Raw genomic sequence first — 23291 nt, 5'->3', positions numbered from 1 at the left:
CGGGTAAGGAGAGTACAGTCATAATGCTACCTGCACAAAAATTTCCCCTGGGTGGAGCATTGGTACGATGGATGATCTATTCATCGTTGCGAAAACATTTTGATCGTATCTATGTTCGCAGCGCCACCCCTATGACAGACGCCCAACGCCGCTTACCAATTATCTTTTGCGCTAACCATTCGAACTGGTGGGATGGCTATGTGGCAGCTCTGATTGAGCGTCATTTGAAGCTCGATGCCTATCTGATGATGGAAGAGGCTCAACTGAAACGATATTTCTTCTTTCGTTGGGTCGGATGCTTTTCAGTTGATCGCCACAACGCACGCTCAGCGGTCAAGACGATCCAATATGCCGCCGCCTTGTTGAAAGGCCATCCCGGACGCTTCGTCTGGCTCTTTCCACAGGGAGAGATTGCTCCTAACGATCGACGACCGCTCGTATTCTTCAGCGGAGCAGCCCATCTTGCCAAATTGGCAGCTCCGGCATTACTCTATCCGGTCGCCACACGCATCGAATATATAGCCGAGCAACATCCCGATCTCTACATCAGCATAGGTGATCCCTTGCTGATTGGCGAAAAGGAGCTGCAAACGCCTGGCTTCCTAAAAAACTATACGAAACTTCTGGAAGCTCGTGTCACTGCCGAACTCGATCAACTGAGAGCTGATGTCATAGCCGGACAGTTAACAGGCTTTGCCCCAATCCTGAATGGGAAAGCGTCTGTCAATAGATTGTTTGATGCTATCCTGCTGCGCAAACAAATCAGCCGCCAATGATATTTTTTGACATTTACGTGAGAAATGGAACGACATTCAACTTTATGATATATGCAACCATCGCGCTACTCAGTATCCTCCTGCTCATCCTGAGCGTGAATCTAGGTATTCTTTTATACAACCTGAGCACATTTAAGCGCTTACGCAGCTCCGATGTACAAACGCGAGAGTTCGAACCATTCGTTTCTATACTTATACCCGCTCGCAACGAACAAGACAAGATCGCCAGGTGCTTACGTTCTCTCATCGCACAAGATTACAGCTCCTTCGAGATCCTTGTGCTTGATGATCAAAGTACTGACAACACTGCTCTTATTGTACAAGAGATCATCCAGGAATTATCAACTTCCAGCAGAGATAAGACACGCGTACAACTCATCACAGGAGCAACGCTGCCTGCTGGCTGGGTTGGGAAAAATTATGCCTGCCATCAACTTTCCCAATCAGCTCAAGGTGACTATCTATTATTCACTGACGCCGATACTATTCATCAAGCCAGCATGCTCCCGGCTGTGATCCAGCACATGCAGGATCTCAAGGTAAAGCTGCTGACGGCACAGCCCGAACAGATCACACAGAGTCTGGGGGAACGCTTGACCGTTCCCCTCCTCAACTTTACCGTCCTCACCCTCCTGCCAATCGCGTTGATATATCGACGTCCAGAGCCCAGCCTGTCGATCGGAAATGGACAGCTTCTGTGCTTTGAACGTACTCTCTATAATGAAATCGGCGGACATGTTTCCGTCAAAGATCATATCCTGGAAGATGTATTACTGGCACACAAAGTCAAGGCCACAGGCCAGCGCATGGTATACGTCGATGCCTTAGAAATGATCCAATGCCGTATGTATCACTCGTTTCGAGAGGTCTGGAGCGGCTTCTCAAAAAACCTGTACGCTCTTTACAACTACGCACTTCCCTTTGCGCTCGGTGCCATCCTGATAAATCTCCTTCTCTTTGTCGCGCCCGTACTATTACTCATCAGCGCACTGGTGTGGATAGTGCCCGCGACGATCTTCCAGTTGGCATTGGGCTGCTATCTGCTCTCGGTCTGTATGCGTGCGCTCATAGCCTATCGCTTTACCCGCACACAACGTCCCTTGATGATCCTGCTCAGTCTGGTACATCCAATCTCGATAGCCCTGGAATGTCTGATCTTGTTGAATTCGATCCGCTGGCACTATCGCAAAACGGGAACGGAATGGAAGGGAAGATATTATGCGAATCCTCAGAGCAGTTAGAGCTGCTCTGAGAAGGATGAAGAACGTCGCCAGAGCAGGAGGATGAGCGCGCCGGCACACAAGGCCCAGAACGATCCCCAGAGGTAGCCATGCGTGAGGTCAACGAGGCCAAACATGAAAAGACTACAGAGAAAAAGAAGACGAGGGACAAGCATGAGCAAGTACTCAATCCACCCAACGTTCTGCCCATGCCTCCAGATTTCCTGTTTGTATTGCGGAATCGCTTGCGTATTCCTTCCCCGCAACAACCAATCAGCCAGTAATAACAACACAAACGCCACACCGAACCATGCCACAAAATTGGTCAACGGTACTCCATAATAATTTAGCGTCCTCTGAGCCTGCCAATCCCAATAGAACACCACATGCGCCGCCACCGGCTCAATCGCTAAATCCAGGAGCATCGCCAACAAGGCACTCGTAAATGCTGTCCCTACAATCATCCCACGCTTGCCAGATGTCGAACGTTTCACCGCCCCATAGCTTCCCAGGACAATCAGCAGCCAGGCAAACATGACCGGCAGCGGCACGTAGCCGGGCAGGTGCGGGACCAGAATCGCGGTGTAGTGATAGCTGCCAAAAGGAAAGCCTGTATTTGCGCCCAGCGCCTCGACAGCATACGAGAAGACAAGAATGCAGAGGCCCGCCAATGATCCACGCACATATCCATAGGAGAGCAGGGCCGCCACCAGCAGCAGGCTACCTTCGATAAAAAGCAGGAAGCTGCCAGCCCAATCGAGCGAGAAAGGCGGTTTAACATCAAAGGCAACCCCGATGACGGCAAAGGGATAACAAAAACAGAATAATCCGGCCAGTACGACAAATAAACTGCTCAGACTGGCCTGGATACGCGATGATGTGCGCTGATGGATACGCATGAAGTCTGGCCTCTATTCTATGACAGATACGATATGTGCATAAGCTCCAGTAGCAATCAGCGTCGCAACAGAGTGCTGCTGTACATCCAGAGCATAGAGAACATTATCAGCATAGAAGGTCACAACAGTATCACTCAGCCAGCTCCCCAGCTCGACATATTTAGCCGTTGCGGTCGCCAGTAACTGAGGCTCTATCCCGCTCTTCCCATGCAGATCATAGGTATAGAGCGCAAATTGACGCGGAAAATCTTTCTGGCTGGAAGAGGAAAACTCTACGTAAGCCAGTGTCTGACTGTCAGGTGCAAATTCCGGCGTGTCAACCCAGTGATAGCTCTGCGTGTTAGCCAGATCGCCTTGATCCGGCAGAATTACTTGCGATTTGCCTAACGTATGCTGCGTTCCATCAATAGACGCCAGAGAAAGGCTATTCGCGTAAGCGAGCGACGTGATATCAGCAGGAGCACCGATCGTTGGCCAGGGTACATAGCCCAGAAAAGAAGCATAGAGGAGCTTATCTCCCTGTCCAGTGAGCGCCAATGGACCCTGCTGGTCAGCATCATTGAGGACCTGCTGCGGCCTGGCAGCACTTTCCTGGCTCAGATCAAAGGTCCAGAGCCCATAATGAGCGCTGCGATGATCACCGCGATCGTTGGTGAGCAAGAGCGTGCTGCTGCTTTGATTCAGAAATGAAAAGGCTCGATAACATGGACATTGCGAGGCCGGTTGCTGATAGATCTGAGTGGTATGCTCAAGACTTCCAGCATAGAGACGCGTCGTACCGCTTCCATTCGCAGGAGCACTGCTCCAGGCCAGAGAGCTCCCGTTCTGACTGACAACCAGAGATGTAATCACCTGATCGGCTGGCAGTGTAGCTATCTGCCTGGCCTGTCCATCAGGCAAGCTCAAAGCCCAGATACCGCTGCCACTATAGATCAGTTCCTTCGTGGCAGTAACAAGCGCTGGCACGGCTCGATTGTAAAGATAACCTGGAGTATTAAGCACGTGTGACGCTCCGTCGGGCACCGTCACAGTATAAATATGACTCTGCTCCTGATAAATCACGGTATGGTTACCAGATAAAGTCAAGGCAGATAAGCCAGTGCCACCAGGAAGTTGAAGCGGTGCGGCGGCCGAAGAAGAGTTCGTTGTGGCTGATGCAGCACCAGTCCTGGGCCAGGAACGTATGATCTGACGACCGACCACGGCAAAGATCAAACAAATAATAAGCAGAAAAATGATCACACCACCTTTAGACAGTGGTAGGCGTCGGCGTCCGTCCTCTGTCTCTGGTGAATTAGTAACGTGCTGTTTCAAAGTAATCTATCACTCCACTATAGCAATATTGCTTCGTTGTCGTATATTCAGGCTATTTCACGCTTTTGCAGCAGAATCATCCAGCGCGGGCAGATGTTGCTGAATAAATGTGAGAGTACGCGCCATTACCTCAGCACGTTCGTGGTCTTTCGTAATCACGTGATACGAGTGGTGAAAGGCGACCAGCGACTTATCCCGTGAGCCAATCAGGCGATAAATGATACGCCCATCACGTGCCGGCACCACATGGTCGTGGATGGCAATCATGATGAGAATGGGGGCCGTCACACGAGGCAATTCGGCTCTCAGCAATGGTAGGTATTGTAACATACTTTCCACAGGTGCCATAGGTGTATGGCGATAAACCTTGCGACCATGCGTACGACGTGCCATGGGATCGCTGATATCCTCGCGCAAACTTGGTAGCCACAAAAACGGCGTAAAACGTCGCACCAGTTGCACTCCCAATAACATAGCTGGATGCATCATAATCGGCGCACACATAGTTACAATACCATCCACTGGCGTTGATGCAGCCACATGCAGACAAAGCGCACCACCAAGCGAATGTCCCACCAGGAATACCCGCGTACAGCGAGCTCGCAGTGAAAGCAGCGCAGAGCGCACCGCCTCAGCCCAATCCGTCCAACCGAAAGAGAGCATCGTATGCGAATCGGCTTCATGGCCCGGCAACAAAAGATTATCAGTCACAAAGCCCTGTGCAGACAATTTAATCCGTAATTCTTCCATATCCCCACGGTCACCATTGAGGCCATGCACTAACAAAACGCCAACCGAACCACGAGCCGTACTCGGATGGGATTTACTTCCAGCAATGTCCACAGTGATCTCACTCCTCTCCTGAAGATAACGCTATACACGTTTGACGCATGAGAATAAATAAGATGAAAGTGTTACAAATCCCTGGTACTCCAAAAGTGCTCTCTATAATACTCATCAATAGGACGATTGTACGATCATGCTAGTTTCAGGGAATAATTTCGTCATACACAATGTAATCATTAATGAGCACCTGGTGTAATTTCAAGGCCGGGTGCCTCTTTTGTTTAGCCATGACAATCCATTCCAATCAAGCCGGCAGAGAGCAGTTCAAATGACCTATTTCGACCGCTGTCGATTGTGTTTTTATTCCTTTGATGATATAGTTGATCAAGTTTATTCGGCAATCCTCTCACTATAAACACATGTATGCGGGAGGCTGTTAGGGGAGAGTACTTATATGAAATTTTCAACGCGAGCTATTCATGCGGGACAGGAGCCTGATCCAACGACAGGCGCGATCATGACTCCAATCTTTCAAACATCAACCTACGCCCAGGCAGGTCTGGGTGATAATAAAGGATATGAATATTCACGTTCAGGCAATCCGACACGCACAGCACTGGAGACATGCATCGCCTCATTGGAAAACGCCAGATACGGTCTGGCATTCGCTTCTGGTCTGGCGGCGGAGCAGGGAATATTGAGTCTGCTGAAAACTGGCGATCATATAGTTTCTTGCGATGACCTCTATGGAGGCAGTTATCGTCTCTTCGAGCAGGTTTTAGGACGCTATCAGATCGAGACCACCTACGTATCCGCCGCCTCAGTTGAAGATTACGAAAAGGCGCTGCGACCAAATACCAAATTGATATGGCTGGAAACGCCAACCAATCCACTATTACGCCTGGTTGACATCCAGGCAGTGGCACAGATAGCCCATAGTCATAATATCCTGCTCGTCGTGGACAACACCTTTTGCAGCCCCTACTTTCAGCAGCCTCTGGAGCTCGGAGCAGACATCGTGGTGCACAGCACCACCAAGTACATCAATGGACATAGCGACGTGGTTGGCGGAGCCGTTGCCTTAAACGATCAGGAATTATATACACAGATTAAATTCTATCAAAACGCAGCAGGTAGCATACCAGGACCATTTGATTCCTGGCTCACGTTACGAGGTATTAAAACCCTTGCTGTCCGCATGCGCCAGCACGAGGCAAATGCTCACGCTGTAGCGAAATTCTTAAGTGAGCATCCACGCGTAGAGAGAGTCATCTATCCGGGTCTACCTTCCCATCCCGATCATGAGCTTGCCAAGCGACAGATGAAGGGTTTCGGCGGCATGGTCTCATTCCAGTTCAAAGGGACAAGGGATGACGTTGACCAGATCCTGCGGCGCCTGAAAGTGATCACATTCGCAGAAAGCCTGGGAGGCATCGAGTCACTGATTTGCCATCCAGCCAGCATGACACACGGCTCTATCCCCTGCGAGATCCGCGAGGCCCGTGGGCTAACAGATACGTTGCTACGCCTCTCGGTCGGCATCGAGGATATAGAAGATATTCTGCTTGATCTGCAACAGGCCCTGGATTCGCTTCCCGCGGTTGAGGATGCGCGAGAAGCGCTGCCCGAAAAGAGGCTCGATGCCAATCGGCTCTTGGTTTGACAGTAAGAAGAGAGTTCTGTTATAATCTACGGGCACTCAGTCCGACAATCATGTCGGTCTTTTTATGGTGATGAAGTCCGCGTTAAGAGATAGATGTTTTCCGGAGAGGATTGATTCCATATGCCCAATAATGCCGCTGCTGAAAAGCGCATGCGTCAGGAACAGAGGCGCCGCTCATTCAATCGCAGCACAAAATCGATTGTTAAAAATCATGTGACCAAAGCTCGTCAGGCAATTCAGCATCCAACCGACGACGTAGCAGTAAGTGCCGAGGCTGTACGCCTGGCCGTCAGCGAGTTGGATAAGGCCGCCAAAAAAGGTGTTATTCACAGAAATAATGCAGCCCGCCGCAAATCACGCCTGATGAAGCAGCTCAATGCCATTAATGCCGAAAAGTAAATAAATTTCGCCCAATGCTCTGCCACCCATATATTCATGTTGAGCACTGGCGCATAGGAGGTTCTAGGGATGGCCGACAACCACGTCGTAACAAAGCCAGCAGGGCGGGCATTACTTACCGCTGTAGAAAGTGCTCAGTTACGGAAAGATATACCCGAGATGAAATCGGGCGATACCGTCCGCTTACAAGTCAAAGTTGTTGAGGGAAGCCGCGAACGTTTACAGCCGTTCGAGGGCGTGATCATGCGCCTCCGCGGTAGCAAGGTCAATCGCAACTTCACAGTCCGCCGTATCACCAATGGTGTAGGTGTCGAACGTACATTTTTGGTCAATTCTCCACGTATCGAGAAGATCGAAGTACTTCGCCACGCGAAAGTACGCCGCAAACAGCTCTATTATCTACGCGGCCTGACCGGTAAAGCTGCACGCTTGAAGGAGATTCGCCCTCTGAGTGCCAAGCAGGTGGCGGCGAAAGAAGCAGCCAAAGAAGCAGCAAAGAATGCAAAAGCCTAAGCCTAACAAGCAAAGCCCCACGTTAGAAGAAGAGATGGCCCTGTTTCAACAGGGCTATTCCTTTGTCGCCGGACTCGATGAGGTGGGACGAGGCTGCCTGGCTGGTCCGGTAGTGGCTGGCGCTGTGATCTTACCTCGCGCCGAAAATACGCTGGAGCTCTTTGCCGGCGTTAACGACTCCAAACAACTCTCCGCAGCCACGCGTGAGCGCCTCTACGATCTCATCATGCAACATGCCCTGGCGATCGGCATCGGCATCGGTTCCGTGGCCATCATCGATGAGCGCAACATCCTACAAGCCACTAAATACGCCATGGGATTGGCGCTCAAGCAACTCTCACCCGCTCCTAACGCGCTCTTGCTGGATGCCATCTATCTACCAAAAATCGCTCTGCCACAACGTTCGATTATCAAAGGTGACGCTCGTTGCCTCTCAATCGCCGCCGCCTCGATTATCGCCAAAGTGACCCGCGACCGCATGATGGTAGAATTGCATCAGGAGTATCCCGCTTACGGCTTTCATCAGCACAAAGGCTACGGCACACCCGCTCATCTGAGCGCTCTGCGAGAACATGGAGCCACACCCCATCATCGCCGCAGCTTTTCGCCTGTCAGCGAACTATTCGGACTCTTCGCAACGCCACAATCATCGGATAGCTGAATCTTTGTCTATGCTAGAATGGAGCAAAAAAATATCATCAGGAGATAAATGGCCTTTATGACAGCACATATCCATTATCCTAATTATCCAATCACACCCGCGATCAAAGCCATCTTTAGCGCCAGCAACAACAATCTGACAACCTTTCGCAAGAGCGGTGCGCCGGTCTCAACGCCCGTCACATGTGCCGAGCATGATGGCATCATCTACTTCTCCACCGCAGCAAACTCAGGCAAGATCAAACGTATCGAGAACAATCCTCACGTCACCATCGCCCCCTGCACAGCACGCGGGAGAGAGACAGGAGAAGCCGTAGAAGCGCATGCCCATGTCATTACAGCCGTCGCCGAAACATACAAGGCCAGAGGGGCTCTCCAGAGCAAATATGGCTTAAGACGTCAAGCAATCTACGCTATCATGAGACTGGCACAACTCATACGCAGGCAACCAGCCGTCGAACAGGTCTATGTCGCGATCGAGTTTTTCGATGAACACACCCACGATTAGGCTCAAAGGTCAACTGGCGCGCAAACAGCAGAAATTAATGCTTGCCACAGCCACAGAGATGTGTTATATTAGTTCGCGGAGAGATGTCAGAGTGGTCGAATGTGCCGCTCTCGAAAAGCGGTAAGGTTAATAGCCTTCGAGGGTTCGAATCCCTCTCTCTCCGCTTCCGGAGGAGTCTCATAGTGGTCTAGTGAGCACGACTGGAAATCGTGTAAGGTGCAAGCCTTCGAGGGTTCGAATCCCTCCTCCTCCGCCCAAGCAGCCACATTCAATCCCCACAAAATCTTCGTCATATGCATCCCTGCGCTTCAACATGATGGGATCGTACTGCCATCAAACAGATTTATACAAAGAACGAGCCGATCGTATCCCTGAACACGTCCTATATGATGGGCGTATTTGGATTGTAAGCCCTCGGATCGCTAGTGAGGGGATGATAGGCTACAGTATGCGGATTCCGGGTAGCGGTCGGATTTGTCGTGGTCTCCTGATGCTGTTGCAAGACGAGAAATGCCAGTAACAAACTATCAAGCGGTGTGCCAGTACGGCGCAATTGGAACGGTCCACCACGTTTCCGCGCCATATCCACCTCGCTCACGATGTAGTTGATAGCTTGCTGGAGATACAACAGATCGTTCTCAGACTTGAGTGCACGCTGGAAACGATTAATCAGATTGTTGAATTTACCTCCAATAGAGACTAAAATCTCGCCTTCTAAAGGCACACGTACCGATAGATCACCACTCGCAATACGATGCTGCACATCTTCGAGGACCGCAATCACACGATCGAGTTCCTGCCTGCGACGCTGATTCTCACTCTGCTCACTCAACAGGTTGGATTGGAGCAGCGCGATAACTTCGGCACGATCTGCTTTCCGAATCGCTCGATTGGCACTCCTGACCCATAAGCAGGTAACGATGGCAACCACAATTTGCAGGGTAATCGGGCGCAAAAGTATGTCATACCCCTGAATTTTAACGAGCTCATTGAGAACGGCATCATGAGGCATAAACACAAAGAAGCCAATAAACGCCAGACTATTGATAGCAGCGACAATAAAGACGCTCCAGGGGATAAGGAGAGACACCGCTATCACCTCAGGAATAATCAGCACGTCGAAGAGAGAGATGGCAAACAAGGTTAAACCTGTCGGGGCGGTACCGATCGTTAAGAGCAGACACGTTTCAGTGCTGAGTACACAGAGGATACCAGCAGCGGTCGTATGTCCTTTCTTATTAATCCAGATAGAAGACGCGATTAACACCAATCCTATCAAAAGGATGGGGAGCACCCTGTTATTAAGTCCAGATGTAATTGGTAGCGCAATCACCGCCATACATAGGCCCAGAATAAGAACCACGCTACTAAGTCGTCCTCTGCGCGATAACTCACGCTTGAGCAGACTCGCATCAGCAGGAGCTAGTGGAGGGGCAAAAATCCGATAATACCACTCAAAACAGGTACTGCGATCATACTTGTCGATCATACTGGGAATCGACGCTTGCATAATAAAACTCCTTCTACAAAAACGCTGCTTATCTATCATTAAAATTCCACCAGGAGACGGCGCTGGTGGGTGTCGCAGTTATTTCCGGGAAAAGAATAGGAGAAGCCGGTACGGTTCCCACTATCTCCGGGATGGGAGAAGCTTCAGGTGTTGGAGTGATATTTCCCATCGGGGTTGATGTCATAATGGGAGTAGGAATCGGAAGCAGTTCTGGCATCGGTGTAGCAGCCACAATAGTCGTGCTCACATTGGTTGGAGCTGATTGTGGAACAGCCGTAGAGGTGGCGATACGACCTTTCTTGACAACCATGCCAGTTCGATGCTTCACAGTTGGTCGAGAGGACTCAGCAACAGGAGCACGTTTGGATATGTTGATCGTCACAGCAGGCATCAATCCTTCATCGGCCTGGTCCGCCTGGCGATGCTGATCCACAGGCATAGTTGGTGGCGCTGGCGTCGCAATCTGTGTAGGCATGATCGGAATGGTCGTTGGAGAAAGCGGGAGTGTACTTAAGCCATCCAGATGCGGCTGCTGAGTAAATGCATACTCTCTTTGATTGGCAGTATCAACAGATGGAATGGCATGTCTGGTCGTGGGTTGCGCGCGCGACAGAAGAGGCACTCCAATCATAATCAGCAGCAGTACCAATCCAATACCAAACAGAAAGCAGGTCAAGAAGATCCTTTTCAATTTGCCATACCAGAAGCGGTTCCATAAGACCATTAAAGTATCAATAAACATAAAGTCTCCTGTAAAATAGTATAAAGCCACACTATACATTGTCATTAATTGGAAGCATTGGACTCTTCAAGCGAGTTAGATGCGATCAGAAAAGATGCCTGGGCTGGCAGAGCAAACGCTTGCGTTTGTGCCGACTCCGATGGAAGGATCTGTTGAAAGCTGTGCAGGGCGTGCTCCAGATACATCGCACATTCTAGAGGATGCCGCATACAGAAGTATTGTTTTCTCTGCCAATATTCGGTCGAGAGAGCAAGAGCTCCTTTAACTTGCTCGACCTGCGATAGGTGTTCATAGCCAAGCATAATATGACGCTTCTGTCCCCGATAGATCAGGCGTTGATTCGTAAGAATCAGTGTTCCTTGATCCTTCGCCTTCGATCTCGTATGTTTCTTATCGTCAGAAAATTCATCGAAGAGCCAAACCTCGGTACGATAATAAGCCAACTCGTCCGCATGGAGCGAAACAGCAACCTGGATAGGTTCAAGCGTCTCATCACGCAAACGCTTGGCCAGAGCGGCAGCATCAAAACCATAAAAGCGGATCTCACGCTCCGCCTGCAAGCGCTGAAGGCGTTGATCGTGCTGGCGATAACGTTCATCGGTCCAGGGTAGAGAGGATAAAGGCTGCGTAATCGAAGGAAGAGACAAAGGTAAAGATAATCCATGCATGACAGGCACGGTAGTAGAGGGTCCAGATGGTTCGGATACATTGACTAGCTGCGTAGAGTGATCATGAGCATCGTATTCCCAGAAGCTTTCCTGTTTCGAACCCGACAACACAAGCGGCTGAGATCGTTGAGCTTCAGGAAAGGAAAGTTGGCTGGCCTCATAGAGTTCTTTACGTGTCAAGGCGACTGTAGCATCATTCCAGGTATTGAGATAGTTAATAAGCTTTAAAGCTAATCCAACATCGGATATGCCACGTATCACAATCGTACCGGCCACAAACTGCAACTCTAAACGCATGGAAGAGATACCAAAAACGCGACGATAAGCAGGTTTAAAATTCGTCAAATCGCTTAAGGCATAGATTTCACCCTGAATCTCTAGATGGTCAGGATACAGTCGTAGCACATTCGCCCATCCATACACACATTCCACAATCGGCTCACCACATATCACGCGCATCTTCTCCCCAACAACCCGACAGACAACCTTGCTCACCGTGTCACGCTTTAGCCTCCTCTTTTGCTGCTCAGCACCATTCACCTCTATCACTGGCCCATAAGAGAGTGAGCAACACAGCCGCTAGTGAGAAGACTGAAAAGTTATACCATACATAATAGAAAACGAGATGCATAAATGATAGTAACCATCATTGATGCATCCGTGTATACTTATATTTCTCTCTAGACTATTTCTTTTTCTTGCGCAGTAAGAAATGCCAGAAGAGGCTGGGGAGTGAAGGCCAGCTGTGTTGCAATGACGTCATCTCGTGCTCTTGAAGAGAAGATGCTCCGCCCCAACGTTCACGTACATAGAGATCGGTTAAGCGCCAGAGCGTTGCATCTTCGGCGGGCCAGTGGCGACTCAGCACACGGGTATATTCATAGGGAGTCTGCCACGACCTGGGACCTAACCCTACCCAGGCAGCAACGCGGCAGGCTTGCCAGTACATACCCACAATCATCGAGCGTGAGGCAAGGAAACGTTGGCGTTGCCGAAGGACAAGCGCCACGATAAAGAAGCTCAGAGACAAAAATAGCAAGCCCAGGGCGAGCCAGATACCGAGAGAATTAGAACCCGCATCTGAAGACTGTCCTTGCTGCTGAGGGTTCACAGGAGTAGGTTGAGTATGGGCCGGAGTTGTGGGCTGGACCTTGGGAGTTGCTGTCGCTTGAGCACCTGGGCTGGGCACAGGTGTGAGTGCCTGATCTGTAGCTCCCAATGAAGCAGTTGAATATCCAGGAGTTGGGTCAAAATCGATCCAGCCATGATTGGGGAAATAGGCCTGTGCCCAACTGTGAGCATCACTGCCCTGAACCGACCAGACATTTCTTGTGGCATCGTATTTGCCCGCGCTAAAACCAGTCACCAGGCGCATTGGAATCTGTAAGAGGCGTCCCATAACGACCATAGCCGTGGCATAATACGTGCAGTAACCAACACGCGTCTTCAACAACCAATCAACCACATCGGTATTGGCTGGAATAGGCTCATTATCAACGGAGTATTTAAATTCTCCACTGCTGGTAAAATGGGACTCGATACTTTTCAAGGCATTATAGGTATCCGTATCGTTACCGGTCCAGGACCGAACTGTCTGTTGCACATTGGGAGTGAGATCGTGTGGCAGTTGCAGATATGAACGACGCACGGTGCTAAAGTAGGGATCACTCATCCAATCATCGAGATTATCAGCGGGCAAAGGCATATTCGAGAGAGAGGTCGTTGAGGCCAGGTCAGAAGAAACAGAATACGCCGAGCCTGCCAGGAGCGGCATTGTTTGCGCCCAGGAAGTGGCCGTCGAGGCTTGCGAATTTCCATTACGGGACACCCGTGTCGGCACGCTAAAGAGGATTGGTTGAGGTGGCGCAAAAATATAACTCTTTGAACCCTGAAGCGATTGTTCCATGGTCACACGTGTCACTATTTTTGCGTCAGAGTCATTCTCCGCATCGGCAGGCAAAGCCGCATTGGCCACAAAATCGCCGGAGGTAACATCTGTATCTGAAGCCACCCAGTTCGTGCCATTAAAAGTGTCAAAGGTGGCATTCTCCAGATAGTGAGACTTACTATCTGAACTTTTATAATACAAAACTTCACCTGCTGGCAAATGAATACTATTAGAGATGGTCAATTGATCCCCAAAGTAGTTCGTCGTATTGCCTGACGAGGAACCTGCATAATTTCCGCTGGCCCATGGAATTTTCCCCGTGACGGCACTCGTCCAGGCAGTATTAATATTATTCCACAGTTCCTTACCGCTGGCGGGCTGCTCCTGAACTGGCAGTAGCCAGCTAAAAAGAACGGCAATCAACGTGATAATACAGGCAAACTGCATACAACGCCAGGTAATCTTTCGCAACCAGGTTTTATCAGTATACAAACCCTCGCTTGCCCATTGGAGCAGTTGAGACGACAATTGTATTCTGGCGATTAAGAGGATTAACGCTCCTAACATCACCAGCAAGAGAAAATTGAATGCACTTTTGACATAGTTGAGGTTGACCAGCATGATCGAGCCGTAGACTAAGGCCACCAACCACGGCAAACGAGCTCGATAGATCAGCCAACTCCCAAAATATCCCAGGAAGAAACATAAAAAGGAGAGATAAAAGAAGAAGACGATCTCGCTAAGAGAGGCCGACTCCATCCCCATCTGTCCCGTAAAAGCAGCTTTGAGGCCGCCGACCACTACCGTCCAGGATGTATGAAATGCCAGCATACTGCTACCCTCGGCCAGCATGTAGCCGATAAAGCAGGCCAGAATGTGTAACAAGACCTGGGGCACTACGGGGATTTTGGCAACCAGGAAACCTACCAGTAACCCAACAATGGGAAATATATAGAAAAACTCACTATGATTCACCCAATTCGCCTGCACAATGACTATCACCACGCTATACAGCGCAATAGCCAATAGGACGAGTGGAAGCCAGCCTTCATGGGGCCGAAAGGTGAAAGCCTGGTCGAAATCACGACCCAGTCGAGTGAAACGTAATGATTGAGTTTGCTCGGATGAAGGTGCAGGTTGGAAGGATGGCGTGTAGCCAGGTTGTTTCCGTTGCTTCGATTCATGTTCGTCCAGTATACGCTTATCCATCAGACTCGAACGCATCAAATACTCCTCTATACAGCGACGTAACCTATGCATGTGACCATCGTCAGACTATGAGTATACAATGAACGTCCCATAAAAACAGTATACTACTTCACAGGTAGGACCAAATATTCATGCAATGCTTGATACGCATTAAAACATCCTGACGAAAGGGGCTCCTATCAGGTAGACGCCTGGAAGCAACAGAAGGGATCAACAGAAATAAACGAGAGCGCGACACGCTACAGCCAACGCGCCTGCGTCCAGCCAAGATGTGCATGACTATTCATCAGACGAACAAAGGCATGCTCACTCCAATCGACAACGCTGATCGTAGCAGGATCGAGAAAGATGTGACGCATGGAGCTTAGAGGAGCATCTAACGCCTGACAGAGCAAAACTTTGATCGGCCCCACATGCGAAACCAGCACAATCGTCTGACCAACGTGCTGCGCCGCCAGGCGATCCACAGCCTGGCGCACACGCGCCTGCACCTGAGCCAAACTCTCACCTTGCGGCGGAGCAATCGTCGCATCCTGCTCCCATGCCAACAACTGCTCCCGATCCTGGGCACTGCGTGCCAGCACCTCCGAACGGCTCAGGCCCTCCCAGAGCCCAAAACGCTCCTCAACCAGATCCTCAAGCGGCTGTACCGTAAGCTGATGCTGAGAAGCAATCGAGCGTGCCGTCTGATACGTCCGTTGCAGCGGACTACTATAGACAGCCGCCAGCGGGAACGAGATCAATGCCTCTCCCAACTGTTGAGCCTGCTCAACTCCATGCTCCGAGAGAGCGTCATCACGCGCCCCAATATAACGAAACTCACGATTAGCCAGCGTTTCTCCGTGCCTGACAAGAATCAAGCGCGTAACTGCTGGCGTAGAGAGAGACGATGCACGGTTGCTCTTTTCCATTCATTAGTGTCCATTTCTCAGGAAATTCCCCAAATCTCGATCGGATCGGATACCATAATTACCCTTTCCAAAGGTGTCATCCAAGGTTTTTTTAATATACTATCACTTAGAGGTGAATACAAATGAGAGATTATATCTTTCGTCAAAACGTTTTTATATCTATCAAGGCCAATTTGCCCAAAGATAGCTAAGAGGACATAAGAGGATAAGCCAGCAGAGTCTTGCCTGAATTATTTGGACCCACAAAAATAGTCATTGGTTTCAGGTCTATGGTCGCGTTCCGTATAATACCAAGATTTTTTACTTGTAATTTCATTGAAATTCTCCTCACACGCCTGGATGAATGACCTTTGAGATTTTTAGCCTGCCTCTGTTTTCGTGGTGTTAGCAAAGCAATTCTCAGGCTGCTCTATCATATTATACCGTTAAGGCCGAAGGAACGTGTATGGTTTGCTCTTCTTACCACACAAGGACAGTGATAGGTTGTAAGCTATTAGCAAGCACGTGATATTTTTTTGAAGCTGCAAAAGTATTTAGAGAGGTACAATTGTCAGGTATGTGGATAGTACATCGAAAGATTAATAAACACACGCTGATCGCGGCAGCGATTATCCTATTTGCCATAAGTCTACGCCTTCTTCTGGCTCTATTACACTGGCCTCCGACCAACAGCGATGAGAGCATCATGGTAATTATCGCCAACGATATCGCTTATCATGGAAAATGGCCCCTCATGTTTTATGGTCAGGATTATATGGGGATCACCGAAGCTTATTTAGGGGCTCTCTTCTTTCATATCTTTGGAGGCCCATCAATTACGGCGATCAGGCTGGGCGTTATTTTGTTGGTCGGACTCTTCTTTGTGGCCATGTATCGCCTCGCCAGTTTGCTCTATTCTCCAAAGATCGCTCTCTTGACGCTGGCATTCCTGAGCGTTGGTTCTATTCCCTATCTGGGACGCCTGATCCTGGCGACTGGAGGCTCTGCTGAGACTTTATTATTTGGCACCCTCGCATTCCTGGTAGCAACCCATCTGGCGTATTCATATGATCCTGATGCCTCCACACGTACCAGACTCCGGCGTCTGTCGGGTTATCTGCTCTTTGGCATAATTGTCGGGCTGGGTATCTGGAGCGATATGGTCGGACTTCCATTGTATACTATGGCAACACTTCTGCTACTGATCCTCTGCTGGCGAGAGATCTTTATCTGGGGAGGGTGGTTGATCGGCCTCCTGGGAGGAGCCATTGGCCTGCTACCAACGATCATCTATGCCATACAAAACGGGAAAAGCCCAATCGGGGATTTGTTTGGTAAGGCCGAAAGTGTACCCACGACAGCTACTCCAGAACAATTAAGTCTCTGGCACAAGATTGTCGAAACCTTCCAGGTTAGCCTCCCAACGGCCACCAGTTCTCCTTTCTGCCCGGTGATTGAATATCCCTTTATGGGCGACAACACACGCAGATCACTTGCCTGCGGCATTATTCAATCCAGTTGGAGCATTGGTTACGTCCTGCTGATTATCGCATCCATAGCTATTACGATAGTAGTCCTCAAACAGCTGAGAAAACAGCAAGATCTGGATCGGCCAGCATACCGGAAAACACAGGCGATCTATGTAGCTCGCCTGTGTATGCTTGGCGCAGCTATCCTGATTTTGGTCGTCTATATTACCAGTGCCGGCCCGGTTGACCAGCCGGGTTATCACGCACGCTATATTATGAGCCTGATCGTGATCACGCCGGTGATTCTGGCTCCACTCTATGGAGCAGCCCGTCGTTTCAGGCCAGAACTCACATGGGCCAGGACGCGCTTCTATGGCAGCCGCATTGTTCTCGTGCTGCTGGCAGCTATTCTGATTGGTGGAACATGTATCGCCTTCATCGAGGTACCTCGAGCGCAGGCGGCCAGTGCTCGACGCCAGCATCTCATTGATCAGTTGGATGCTTTACATGTCTCTTATCTCTTCACAGACTACTGGACCTGCTATAGTCTGATCGTGGCAACGATGGATACAAAGCATCCGATTCTCTGTGCAGTAATTGGCGGCGATCAGATACCAGGCAAGACCTATACGTATCAAACCCTGGCCGACGCTCAATCTCAGCTTAGTAACAGGCATAACCGTATCAAAGCCATCGAAAAAGAGGTCGATAACTCAAAAAGACCTCCCTGGATGTGCGCAACAGATCTTAATCTCACAACCCAAAATTATAATTGCCTGCCGGCATTACAAGCATGGGTCAGAATGATCAACGCTTCAGGCGGTAACTATTTTGTGCCTCACTATCTCGATGGCTATGTCCTCTATAGATCCGAACCAAGACCTAAGAAATGAGGGCATTAGTCTGCTGAAAGGAGAACGTCTAAGCCACCTTGCGTTTTTTGCCAAAAAAGAGCAGCAGCAGGCTAGGAGCTATCAGTAAGCAGCCCGCTCCGTAGACAAAGGAGGCCGATAGGCTAATCGTCGTTTGCAACCAGCCAGCAATGGCTGGTCCAGCGCTGTATCCGATGCTCCAGGTGACGGAGTACAAGCCTGCGAGCGTAGCACGCTGGCGATCAGAGACCTGTTCCATGGCGAAGGCGGCATAGACTGGCTCGATCAGTGTACGCATCAACGAGCGAGCGTATTCGCCTGTGATGGCAAGCGGGAGCGTGGGAGCAAAACCAATCAGTACCATCAAGGGGGCGCTGAGATATTGCACGGAGGTGATCAGGCGCAGCTTGCTCCAGCGCTTGACAAAGAGTGGGGCAGTGAGCGAGAAGACTCCTCCGGCGAGTCCGCTGATGGTAAATATAATCCCTAAAGGACCAGGCAATAGATTGAAGCGCAGCACGAAGTAGACCTGCATGAGTGCCACCACGGCTCCTTCACCCATGGTAAAGAAAAGGTCGGGTACCAGGAGCTGCATGAGGAGACCAATTGGTCGAGGTTCCTTCGTAAGCACTGCTTGTACAGGTATCTCTGCATCGATGACTTTCGCAACGGGATCTGGCGCCTGGCTGCGCTGCGGCTCACGCAAAAACCATAATGGCAGGCCAAAGACAAAGGTGAATGAGGCTGCAACCAGGACTCCCCAACGCAATGGTTCGGTGGCGGCGGCGGAAACGTGGAGCAGGCCAGCGGCAAACTCGGGGATAGCTCCACCCAGGAGATTACCCAGTGAACCGACTCCCAGTAGCAGAAAACTATTCATGGCCAGCACGCCGATGCGCTGCTCTTTGGTTGAGCTCTCGGTCAGAAGCGGCAGATTTGTGACCCAGTAGGCGGTCGAGGTCAGCCCCTGCAGGAGTCCCAGAATGAGTAAGAGAGGAGCTGTGGTGACCAATCCGATCGCGACCAGAAAAAGTGGCGAGAAGATAGCAGTCATCAGGAGTACAGGTTTGCGCCCAATCCGATCAGCCAGCATCCCGGTCGGGACGGCCGCAATCAGGGCACCAATGGCCGATGTGGCTGTGAACAGACCGATAAAATCTGGACGATATCCCAGGCTGTGGAGATAATAATTGATCGTCAAGGCAGCAATGCTGAGCTGAAATCCCTTACCAGTGGTGAATAGCAGTAAAAGATAGACGTTCCTCGGCAGATGCAATAGAGACGATAAAAATGGTTGCTTTCGAACAGGATTACCATCCTGCTTCCCTGACTCGGAGGGATCGGACACCAAAGACATTATACATTTACTCCTGAATAAATAGATGTGTACCCATATATTAATACACACGCTCATAATAAAGCACTAGTCTAATGGACAGGATGAAGTTCCAGATTCACTAGAAAAAACTCGGGCGGCATGACTCATCCTCGCTCGATTGGAATTTAGCTCGGCCATTACGTCCAGCTCTAAAAAATCAGGCGGCATGACTCATCCTCGCTCGATTGGAATTTAGCTCGGCCATTACGTCCAGCTCTAAAAAATCAGGCGGCATGACTCATCCTCGCTCGATTGGAATTTAGCTCGGCCATTACGTCTATAATTTATAGCAAATTAGATACAAAACCGCAGGAGGAAATATATGAATATTGTGGTCCATAGCGTCCATCTATCAGACATCCTACAACCCGGCAATATTATCGCCTGGCTGATTGTCGGCCTGATCGCCGGCGCATTGGCAGGTATCATCGTACGCGGACGAGGCTTTGGATGTATTGGCAATATTGTCGTAGGGCTTGTCGGATCAGTGATCGGAGCCGTTCTGGCCAGCGCTCTGGATCTGGGCACCTTTCACTTCTGCGGCAGTATCTTCATCTCATTTATTGGAGCCGCCATCTTTGTAGCTATCCTTCAACTATTCGCCGGAGGTCGCAGCAGATGATAGTAGGAAACAGGGGCACCTTTCTTTGATGAGCACAAGGAAATCAGCGATCCTGACTATCTTTTGTCCAAAAACAGGCCGGATGAAACGTATCAGTAACGTTAGCACTCGTCAGTGCGACAGAACAATAAACTATGGAGGAGAAGATAAATATGCTTACACACATTGTCCTGGGCAAGCCGAAAGAAGACATATCCCCAGATGAGTTTCAGACGGTAATTGATCAACTGCTGGCACTCAAAACCATCATTCCTGAGATTCAAGATATACAGGTAGGGAAAAGTATTGGAGATCATCACCAGGGCTATACCTATGGATTAGTGGCGCACTTTCAAAGTGCCGATGAACTGAACACCTATCTGGCCCATCCAGCACACGTGGTTGCCGGCCGCGAGCTCAATCGCCTGTGTGATAATCTGATCGTGTTTGACCTCGCCCAATAATACACAGCTCCTCGATCACCATGGCGGTATCGGGTAGGTGTACAATCAGCAGATACTTGCCTGGGGGGACAGAGGGAAATTTGAGCGTACCTGGTTCATCGACCAGAGCGGTATAAAGAGGGTCTTCTGGATATTCGAGCGGATGATCACTCTTGCAGGCGGGACATTCTTCTAACTCGGTCAGCGCCATCGAGCCATAGAGTTCTGCTTTCACACCAAGAAATGTGGGAGCAGTTCCGCTTGTCTCATCTGGATAGAGACTGAGCAGCCTCCCCGCCAGCGCGATGCCACCATGGTTGTTATAGCTGACCTGGAGTAGGAGCTCTGTGGTGTTGGCTTGATATTTCACTGGCCAGATAGAAGCTTCGGCTCCATGTTCTCCTTCGGATACGCTTCTCTCAGGGAGCGTTGCTTCTCGCATGTTCCAATAGGGGACAGCTGAGATACTTTCTACAGGGGATTTCACGGGGAAAAAAGGATTCGTATCGGGCGACTGAGCCGATGAACTCATCAGTTGCCGTGTCTCCAGCACATCTGAAGTACATAATGGGCAGATATTGATATGTGCGGTAATCGCCTGCGTAGTATGATCCGCGAGCAGGCCATGACAATACTGAAGCAGTGTTATGGTGTCTGGACACTGGCTACGATATAAATTTTGCGTCAAAAAGCTATTGGTAGACACATATCTGGCAAGTCGTTGCTGACAGATGAAACAATGTCCTAAATGCTCTTCTGCCTCCGTTGGCAAAATCTCTCCATCGAGTGCATAACGTAAAAGGTCCTCATCTGTAGGAGCAACCACGCACAGACAATTCATCATTAATGGTCCTTCGTATCATATGTAGTTGAGCTAATCTGATCAAAGTGAAACACTTTTCACTTTATAAAAACGCCTGTACAGATACTTTTTCAGCCAACCAATCATAGATGCTTGTTTAGCGATGAGCTAAACAAGCAAGCTTCCATCCAGTCTCCAACGTATCTTATCTACATTACGTAATATACGCTCCATAATATTACGTTTCAGACGATAGATTTCTTCTTCGTTCTGAAACTCGCCTGGACAGTAGCGGATAATTTCTCGTGGCTTGAGATTACAATGAAAATGTAAATAAGCGACACGCTGCTCACGTTCACCCGGCAGGATACTTTTAATCGTCTCCCAGAGTTCGTTTTCATGATAATGATCCTCAAATTGAGGCTCATCAGGATGACCATAGTCTGGCATACGCTCGACGTTCACACGTGCAAAGGCACGTAAAGTATCCATAATGGCGCAGTGCAGGCACAATTTCAGGTAGCTCAGAGCGCTTGCAATGGTAGAGAAAGACAAGGATTGATCGCTCACGGCTTGCCAGAAGCGTCGAAACGTGTCATCGATATAGGTCTGCTCGCCCTCGTAGCGCAAGGCCAGATCGCGATGGGAATGACCCCCCAACCACAAGCGCACATTATCACTAAACTGTCGTTGTAAAACGACCCAGGCATCGTTATTATGCTGCATCACAGCCCGTTTCAAAATCTCCAGGCAATAGCGATCATCGCTCGATTCCTTGCGGCGATAGCGACCCATTTCACGCATGCTACATTCTGTCAGGGCTACCAGGCTCATCTCCTCAAGAGGCTTCTCGGTCTCAGTATTCATGGTTCTGTCCTACTTCCCCTCTAGCTCTAGCTGGAATACGTCATATCTTTTTGCTCTCCACAACAATAGTAGACGTAAAGGATCACCACTAATCAAATGCTTTCTTCAAGATGTAAAACTGATTTTCTTGCCCTAAAGATTATTGCTTTTATTATAGAATAATTTATGCTAAAAACAAAGACACACACAAAAAGAAGAATTCATTTCATATTGTGCAGGGCATTATGAAGCAATTTTAGAGACACATAATAAAACATTGAACAATAGAGTAACTTCTATATGTCAGTATAGGTGGTAGTTAAGCTACATGTGACCTGTCATATGTCCCATTTGCTATTTTCTTGCCACTACTGCCCAAAGCGGTTATAATAGGATGTATGTACCAAGCATATAGTTAAGTACATATTCTCTCAAGGTCGTACTCAACAATAAAACTGTGAACTGTCACACAAAAAGGTGGTGGCGTTCCTATGAATAAGCGCATTTTGCTGGGTATAGATGCAAATTATTCTGCTGCAACCCAATATGCAATACAGACTATAGTCGATCTTTTTGAGCAAGATGCCTCTTCTTTCTCTGTGTTGCTTCTTCATATTATCCCGCACATCCACATCACCACAGAGTATCCTCATCATTTCATAGACCATTATGAGCTCACGGCGCCAACGGCAGATCAGCGCAAGCTGGCGGAAGAGGTCCTGACAAAAGCCAGTACAGCGTTACAGAAACAGGGATTTGATCATCATCAGATTGAGCTCATCACACGCGTTGGTTCGCCAGCAGATGAGATTGTCAAGCTTGCACGAGAGCGGCACGTCAATGTCATAGTGATCGGAAGTCGAGGCGATAATTGGCGGCAACGCCTACGACGCATCATATTAGGAAGCATCTCGCATCAAATTTTGCAAGCGGCTGCCTGTCCCGTGATGATCGTGCCTCCCCCTCGCCCGCTCACCAGCCAGAATCTGGTCGCATGGTATGAACAAGCCGCCAGAAGCTATCTTAACACCCACACAAGCTCATTGATTGTCCTCACCCCAGAAACAGTCATCAAACTCTTTCCGCTAACAGGCAAGCATCAAAATGCACAGAAAGAACTGGAGGCAGCCACGTTGGCCCTGGAAAAGCTGGCGGAGCAGGGCTATCTCTTCCGCCGCGATATTCAGGGCCAGACACGCTATATCAACGATTAAACCAAAAGTAGCGTCGCACGC

23 protein-coding genes and 2 tRNA genes are annotated in these 23291 nt (G+C 49.5%); 13 read left to right on the top strand and 12 right to left on the bottom strand.

The window, feature by feature from the left end; translation table 11 throughout:
* Positions 1-23: 23 nt before the first annotated feature.
* Positions 24-776, top strand: coding sequence for a lysophospholipid acyltransferase family protein (locus AC27N8_RS25625; protein WP_487070728.1), 753 nt, complete (start codon positions 24-26; stop codon positions 774-776).
* Between the two features lie 44 nt (positions 777-820).
* Positions 821-2017: a glycosyltransferase gene (locus AC27N8_RS25620; RefSeq protein ID WP_487070726.1), complete on the top strand. Its 1197-nt coding sequence runs from the start codon at positions 821-823 to the stop codon at positions 2015-2017.
* On the opposite strand, the gene AC27N8_RS25615 is transcribed toward AC27N8_RS25620, so the two are convergent.
* From AC27N8_RS25615 to AC27N8_RS25605, 3 genes are read right to left on the bottom strand one after another with little or no spacing between them, the layout of a single operon-like run.
* On the bottom strand, positions 2014-2895 hold the full coding sequence (locus tag AC27N8_RS25615) for a carotenoid biosynthesis protein (protein ID WP_487070724.1): 882 nt from the start codon (positions 2893-2895) through the stop codon (positions 2014-2016). The genes AC27N8_RS25620 and AC27N8_RS25615 overlap by 4 nt on opposite strands.
* A gap of 12 nt (positions 2896-2907) precedes the next feature.
* Positions 2908-4209, bottom strand: a complete 1302-nt coding sequence (locus AC27N8_RS25610) for a hypothetical protein (RefSeq protein WP_487070722.1) — start codon at positions 4207-4209, stop codon at positions 2908-2910.
* A 57-nt stretch (positions 4210-4266) separates the two neighbouring features.
* Positions 4267-5052, bottom strand: a complete 786-nt coding sequence (locus AC27N8_RS25605; protein ID WP_487070720.1) for an alpha/beta hydrolase — start codon at positions 5050-5052, stop codon at positions 4267-4269.
* 397 nt (positions 5053-5449) lie between these two features.
* Between AC27N8_RS25605 and AC27N8_RS25600 the strand changes: the two genes are divergently transcribed.
* The 7 genes from AC27N8_RS25600 (at position 5450) to AC27N8_RS25570 (ending at position 8991) form a co-directional block, all read left to right on the top strand.
* On the top strand, positions 5450-6658 hold the full coding sequence (locus tag AC27N8_RS25600; protein ID WP_487070718.1) for a cystathionine gamma-synthase: 1209 nt from the start codon (positions 5450-5452) through the stop codon (positions 6656-6658).
* A gap of 120 nt (positions 6659-6778) precedes the next feature.
* A complete protein-coding gene (gene rpsT / locus AC27N8_RS25595; protein ID WP_487070716.1) occupies positions 6779-7057 on the top strand; it encodes a 30S ribosomal protein S20 in 279 nt (92 codons plus the stop codon).
* Positions 7058-7126: 69 nt separating this feature from the next.
* Positions 7127-7570 carry a 50S ribosomal protein L19 gene (gene rplS / locus AC27N8_RS25590; protein ID WP_487070714.1) on the top strand — a complete coding sequence of 148 codons (444 nt, stop codon included), beginning with the start codon at positions 7127-7129 and terminating at the stop codon, positions 7568-7570.
* Positions 7557-8231 (top strand): ribonuclease HII, encoded by a 675-nt coding sequence (locus AC27N8_RS25585; protein ID WP_487070712.1) that lies wholly within the window; start codon positions 7557-7559, stop codon positions 8229-8231. The genes rplS and AC27N8_RS25585 overlap by 14 nt, the downstream gene beginning before the upstream one ends.
* Positions 8232-8288: 57 nt before the next feature.
* Positions 8289-8738: a PPOX class F420-dependent oxidoreductase gene (locus tag AC27N8_RS25580; RefSeq protein ID WP_487070710.1), complete on the top strand. Its 450-nt coding sequence runs from the start codon at positions 8289-8291 to the stop codon at positions 8736-8738.
* A gap of 77 nt (positions 8739-8815) precedes the next feature.
* A tRNA-Ser gene (locus tag AC27N8_RS25575) sits at positions 8816-8901 on the top strand.
* A gap of 5 nt (positions 8902-8906) precedes the next feature.
* A tRNA-Ser gene (locus tag AC27N8_RS25570) sits at positions 8907-8991 on the top strand.
* A gap of 129 nt (positions 8992-9120) precedes the next feature.
* On the opposite strand, the gene AC27N8_RS25565 is transcribed toward AC27N8_RS25570, so the two are convergent.
* From AC27N8_RS25565 to AC27N8_RS25540, 6 genes are all read right to left on the bottom strand, one after another.
* On the bottom strand, positions 9121-10248 hold the full coding sequence (locus AC27N8_RS25565; RefSeq protein WP_487070708.1) for a hypothetical protein: 1128 nt from the start codon (positions 10246-10248) through the stop codon (positions 9121-9123).
* A gap of 28 nt (positions 10249-10276) precedes the next feature.
* A complete protein-coding gene (locus AC27N8_RS25560) occupies positions 10277-10990 on the bottom strand; it encodes a hypothetical protein (RefSeq protein WP_487070706.1) in 714 nt (237 codons plus the stop codon).
* Positions 10991-11034: 44 nt separating this feature from the next.
* Complete coding sequence (locus tag AC27N8_RS25555) at positions 11035-12153, bottom strand: hypothetical protein (protein ID WP_487070704.1); 1119 nt, start codon at positions 12151-12153, stop codon at positions 11035-11037.
* 190 nt (positions 12154-12343) lie between these two features.
* A complete protein-coding gene (locus tag AC27N8_RS25550; protein WP_487070702.1) occupies positions 12344-14770 on the bottom strand; it encodes a transglutaminase TgpA family protein in 2427 nt (808 codons plus the stop codon).
* A 224-nt stretch (positions 14771-14994) separates the two neighbouring features.
* Complete coding sequence (locus tag AC27N8_RS25545; protein ID WP_487070700.1) at positions 14995-15666, bottom strand: histidine phosphatase family protein; 672 nt, start codon at positions 15664-15666, stop codon at positions 14995-14997.
* A 187-nt stretch (positions 15667-15853) separates the two neighbouring features.
* Positions 15854-15982, bottom strand: a complete 129-nt coding sequence (locus AC27N8_RS25540) for an AAA family ATPase (RefSeq protein ID WP_487070698.1) — start codon at positions 15980-15982, stop codon at positions 15854-15856.
* A 240-nt stretch (positions 15983-16222) separates the two neighbouring features.
* On the opposite strand from AC27N8_RS25540, the gene AC27N8_RS25535 reads away from it, so the two are divergent.
* Complete coding sequence (locus AC27N8_RS25535) at positions 16223-18007, top strand: ArnT family glycosyltransferase (protein WP_487070696.1); 1785 nt, start codon at positions 16223-16225, stop codon at positions 18005-18007.
* 28 nt (positions 18008-18035) lie between these two features.
* Here the strand turns inward: AC27N8_RS25535 and AC27N8_RS25530 are convergent, their stop codons facing one another.
* Positions 18036-19400, bottom strand: a complete 1365-nt coding sequence (locus AC27N8_RS25530) for an MFS transporter (protein WP_487070694.1) — start codon at positions 19398-19400, stop codon at positions 18036-18038.
* 286 nt (positions 19401-19686) lie between these two features.
* On the opposite strand from AC27N8_RS25530, the gene AC27N8_RS25525 reads away from it, so the two are divergent.
* Together AC27N8_RS25525 and AC27N8_RS25520 are read left to right on the top strand one after the other, a co-directional pair.
* Positions 19687-19986 carry a GlsB/YeaQ/YmgE family stress response membrane protein gene (locus AC27N8_RS25525; protein ID WP_487070692.1) on the top strand — a complete coding sequence of 100 codons (300 nt, stop codon included), beginning with the start codon at positions 19687-19689 and terminating at the stop codon, positions 19984-19986.
* A gap of 152 nt (positions 19987-20138) precedes the next feature.
* The gene (locus AC27N8_RS25520; protein ID WP_487070690.1) at positions 20139-20429 is read left to right on the top strand and encodes a Dabb family protein; all 291 of its coding nucleotides are present in this window, start codon (positions 20139-20141) and stop codon (positions 20427-20429) included.
* Here AC27N8_RS25520 and AC27N8_RS25515 read toward each other — a convergent pair.
* Positions 20383-21252 (bottom strand): anti-sigma factor family protein, encoded by an 870-nt coding sequence (locus AC27N8_RS25515; protein ID WP_487070688.1) that lies wholly within the window; start codon positions 21250-21252, stop codon positions 20383-20385. The genes AC27N8_RS25520 and AC27N8_RS25515 overlap by 47 nt on opposite strands.
* A 126-nt stretch (positions 21253-21378) precedes the next feature.
* Positions 21379-22077 carry a sigma-70 RNA polymerase sigma factor region 4 domain-containing protein gene (locus tag AC27N8_RS25510; RefSeq protein ID WP_487070686.1) on the bottom strand — a complete coding sequence of 233 codons (699 nt, stop codon included), beginning with the start codon at positions 22075-22077 and terminating at the stop codon, positions 21379-21381.
* A 470-nt stretch (positions 22078-22547) separates the two neighbouring features.
* On the opposite strand from AC27N8_RS25510, the gene AC27N8_RS25505 reads away from it, so the two are divergent.
* Complete coding sequence (locus AC27N8_RS25505; RefSeq protein ID WP_487070684.1) at positions 22548-23270, top strand: universal stress protein; 723 nt, start codon at positions 22548-22550, stop codon at positions 23268-23270.
* Positions 23271-23291: the final 21 nt, after the last annotated feature.

Source organism: Dictyobacter sp. Z7_2, from assembly GCF_057551105.1.
Note: the sequence above shows the minus strand (reverse complement) of the source record. Positions and strands in the feature narration are given on the sequence as shown.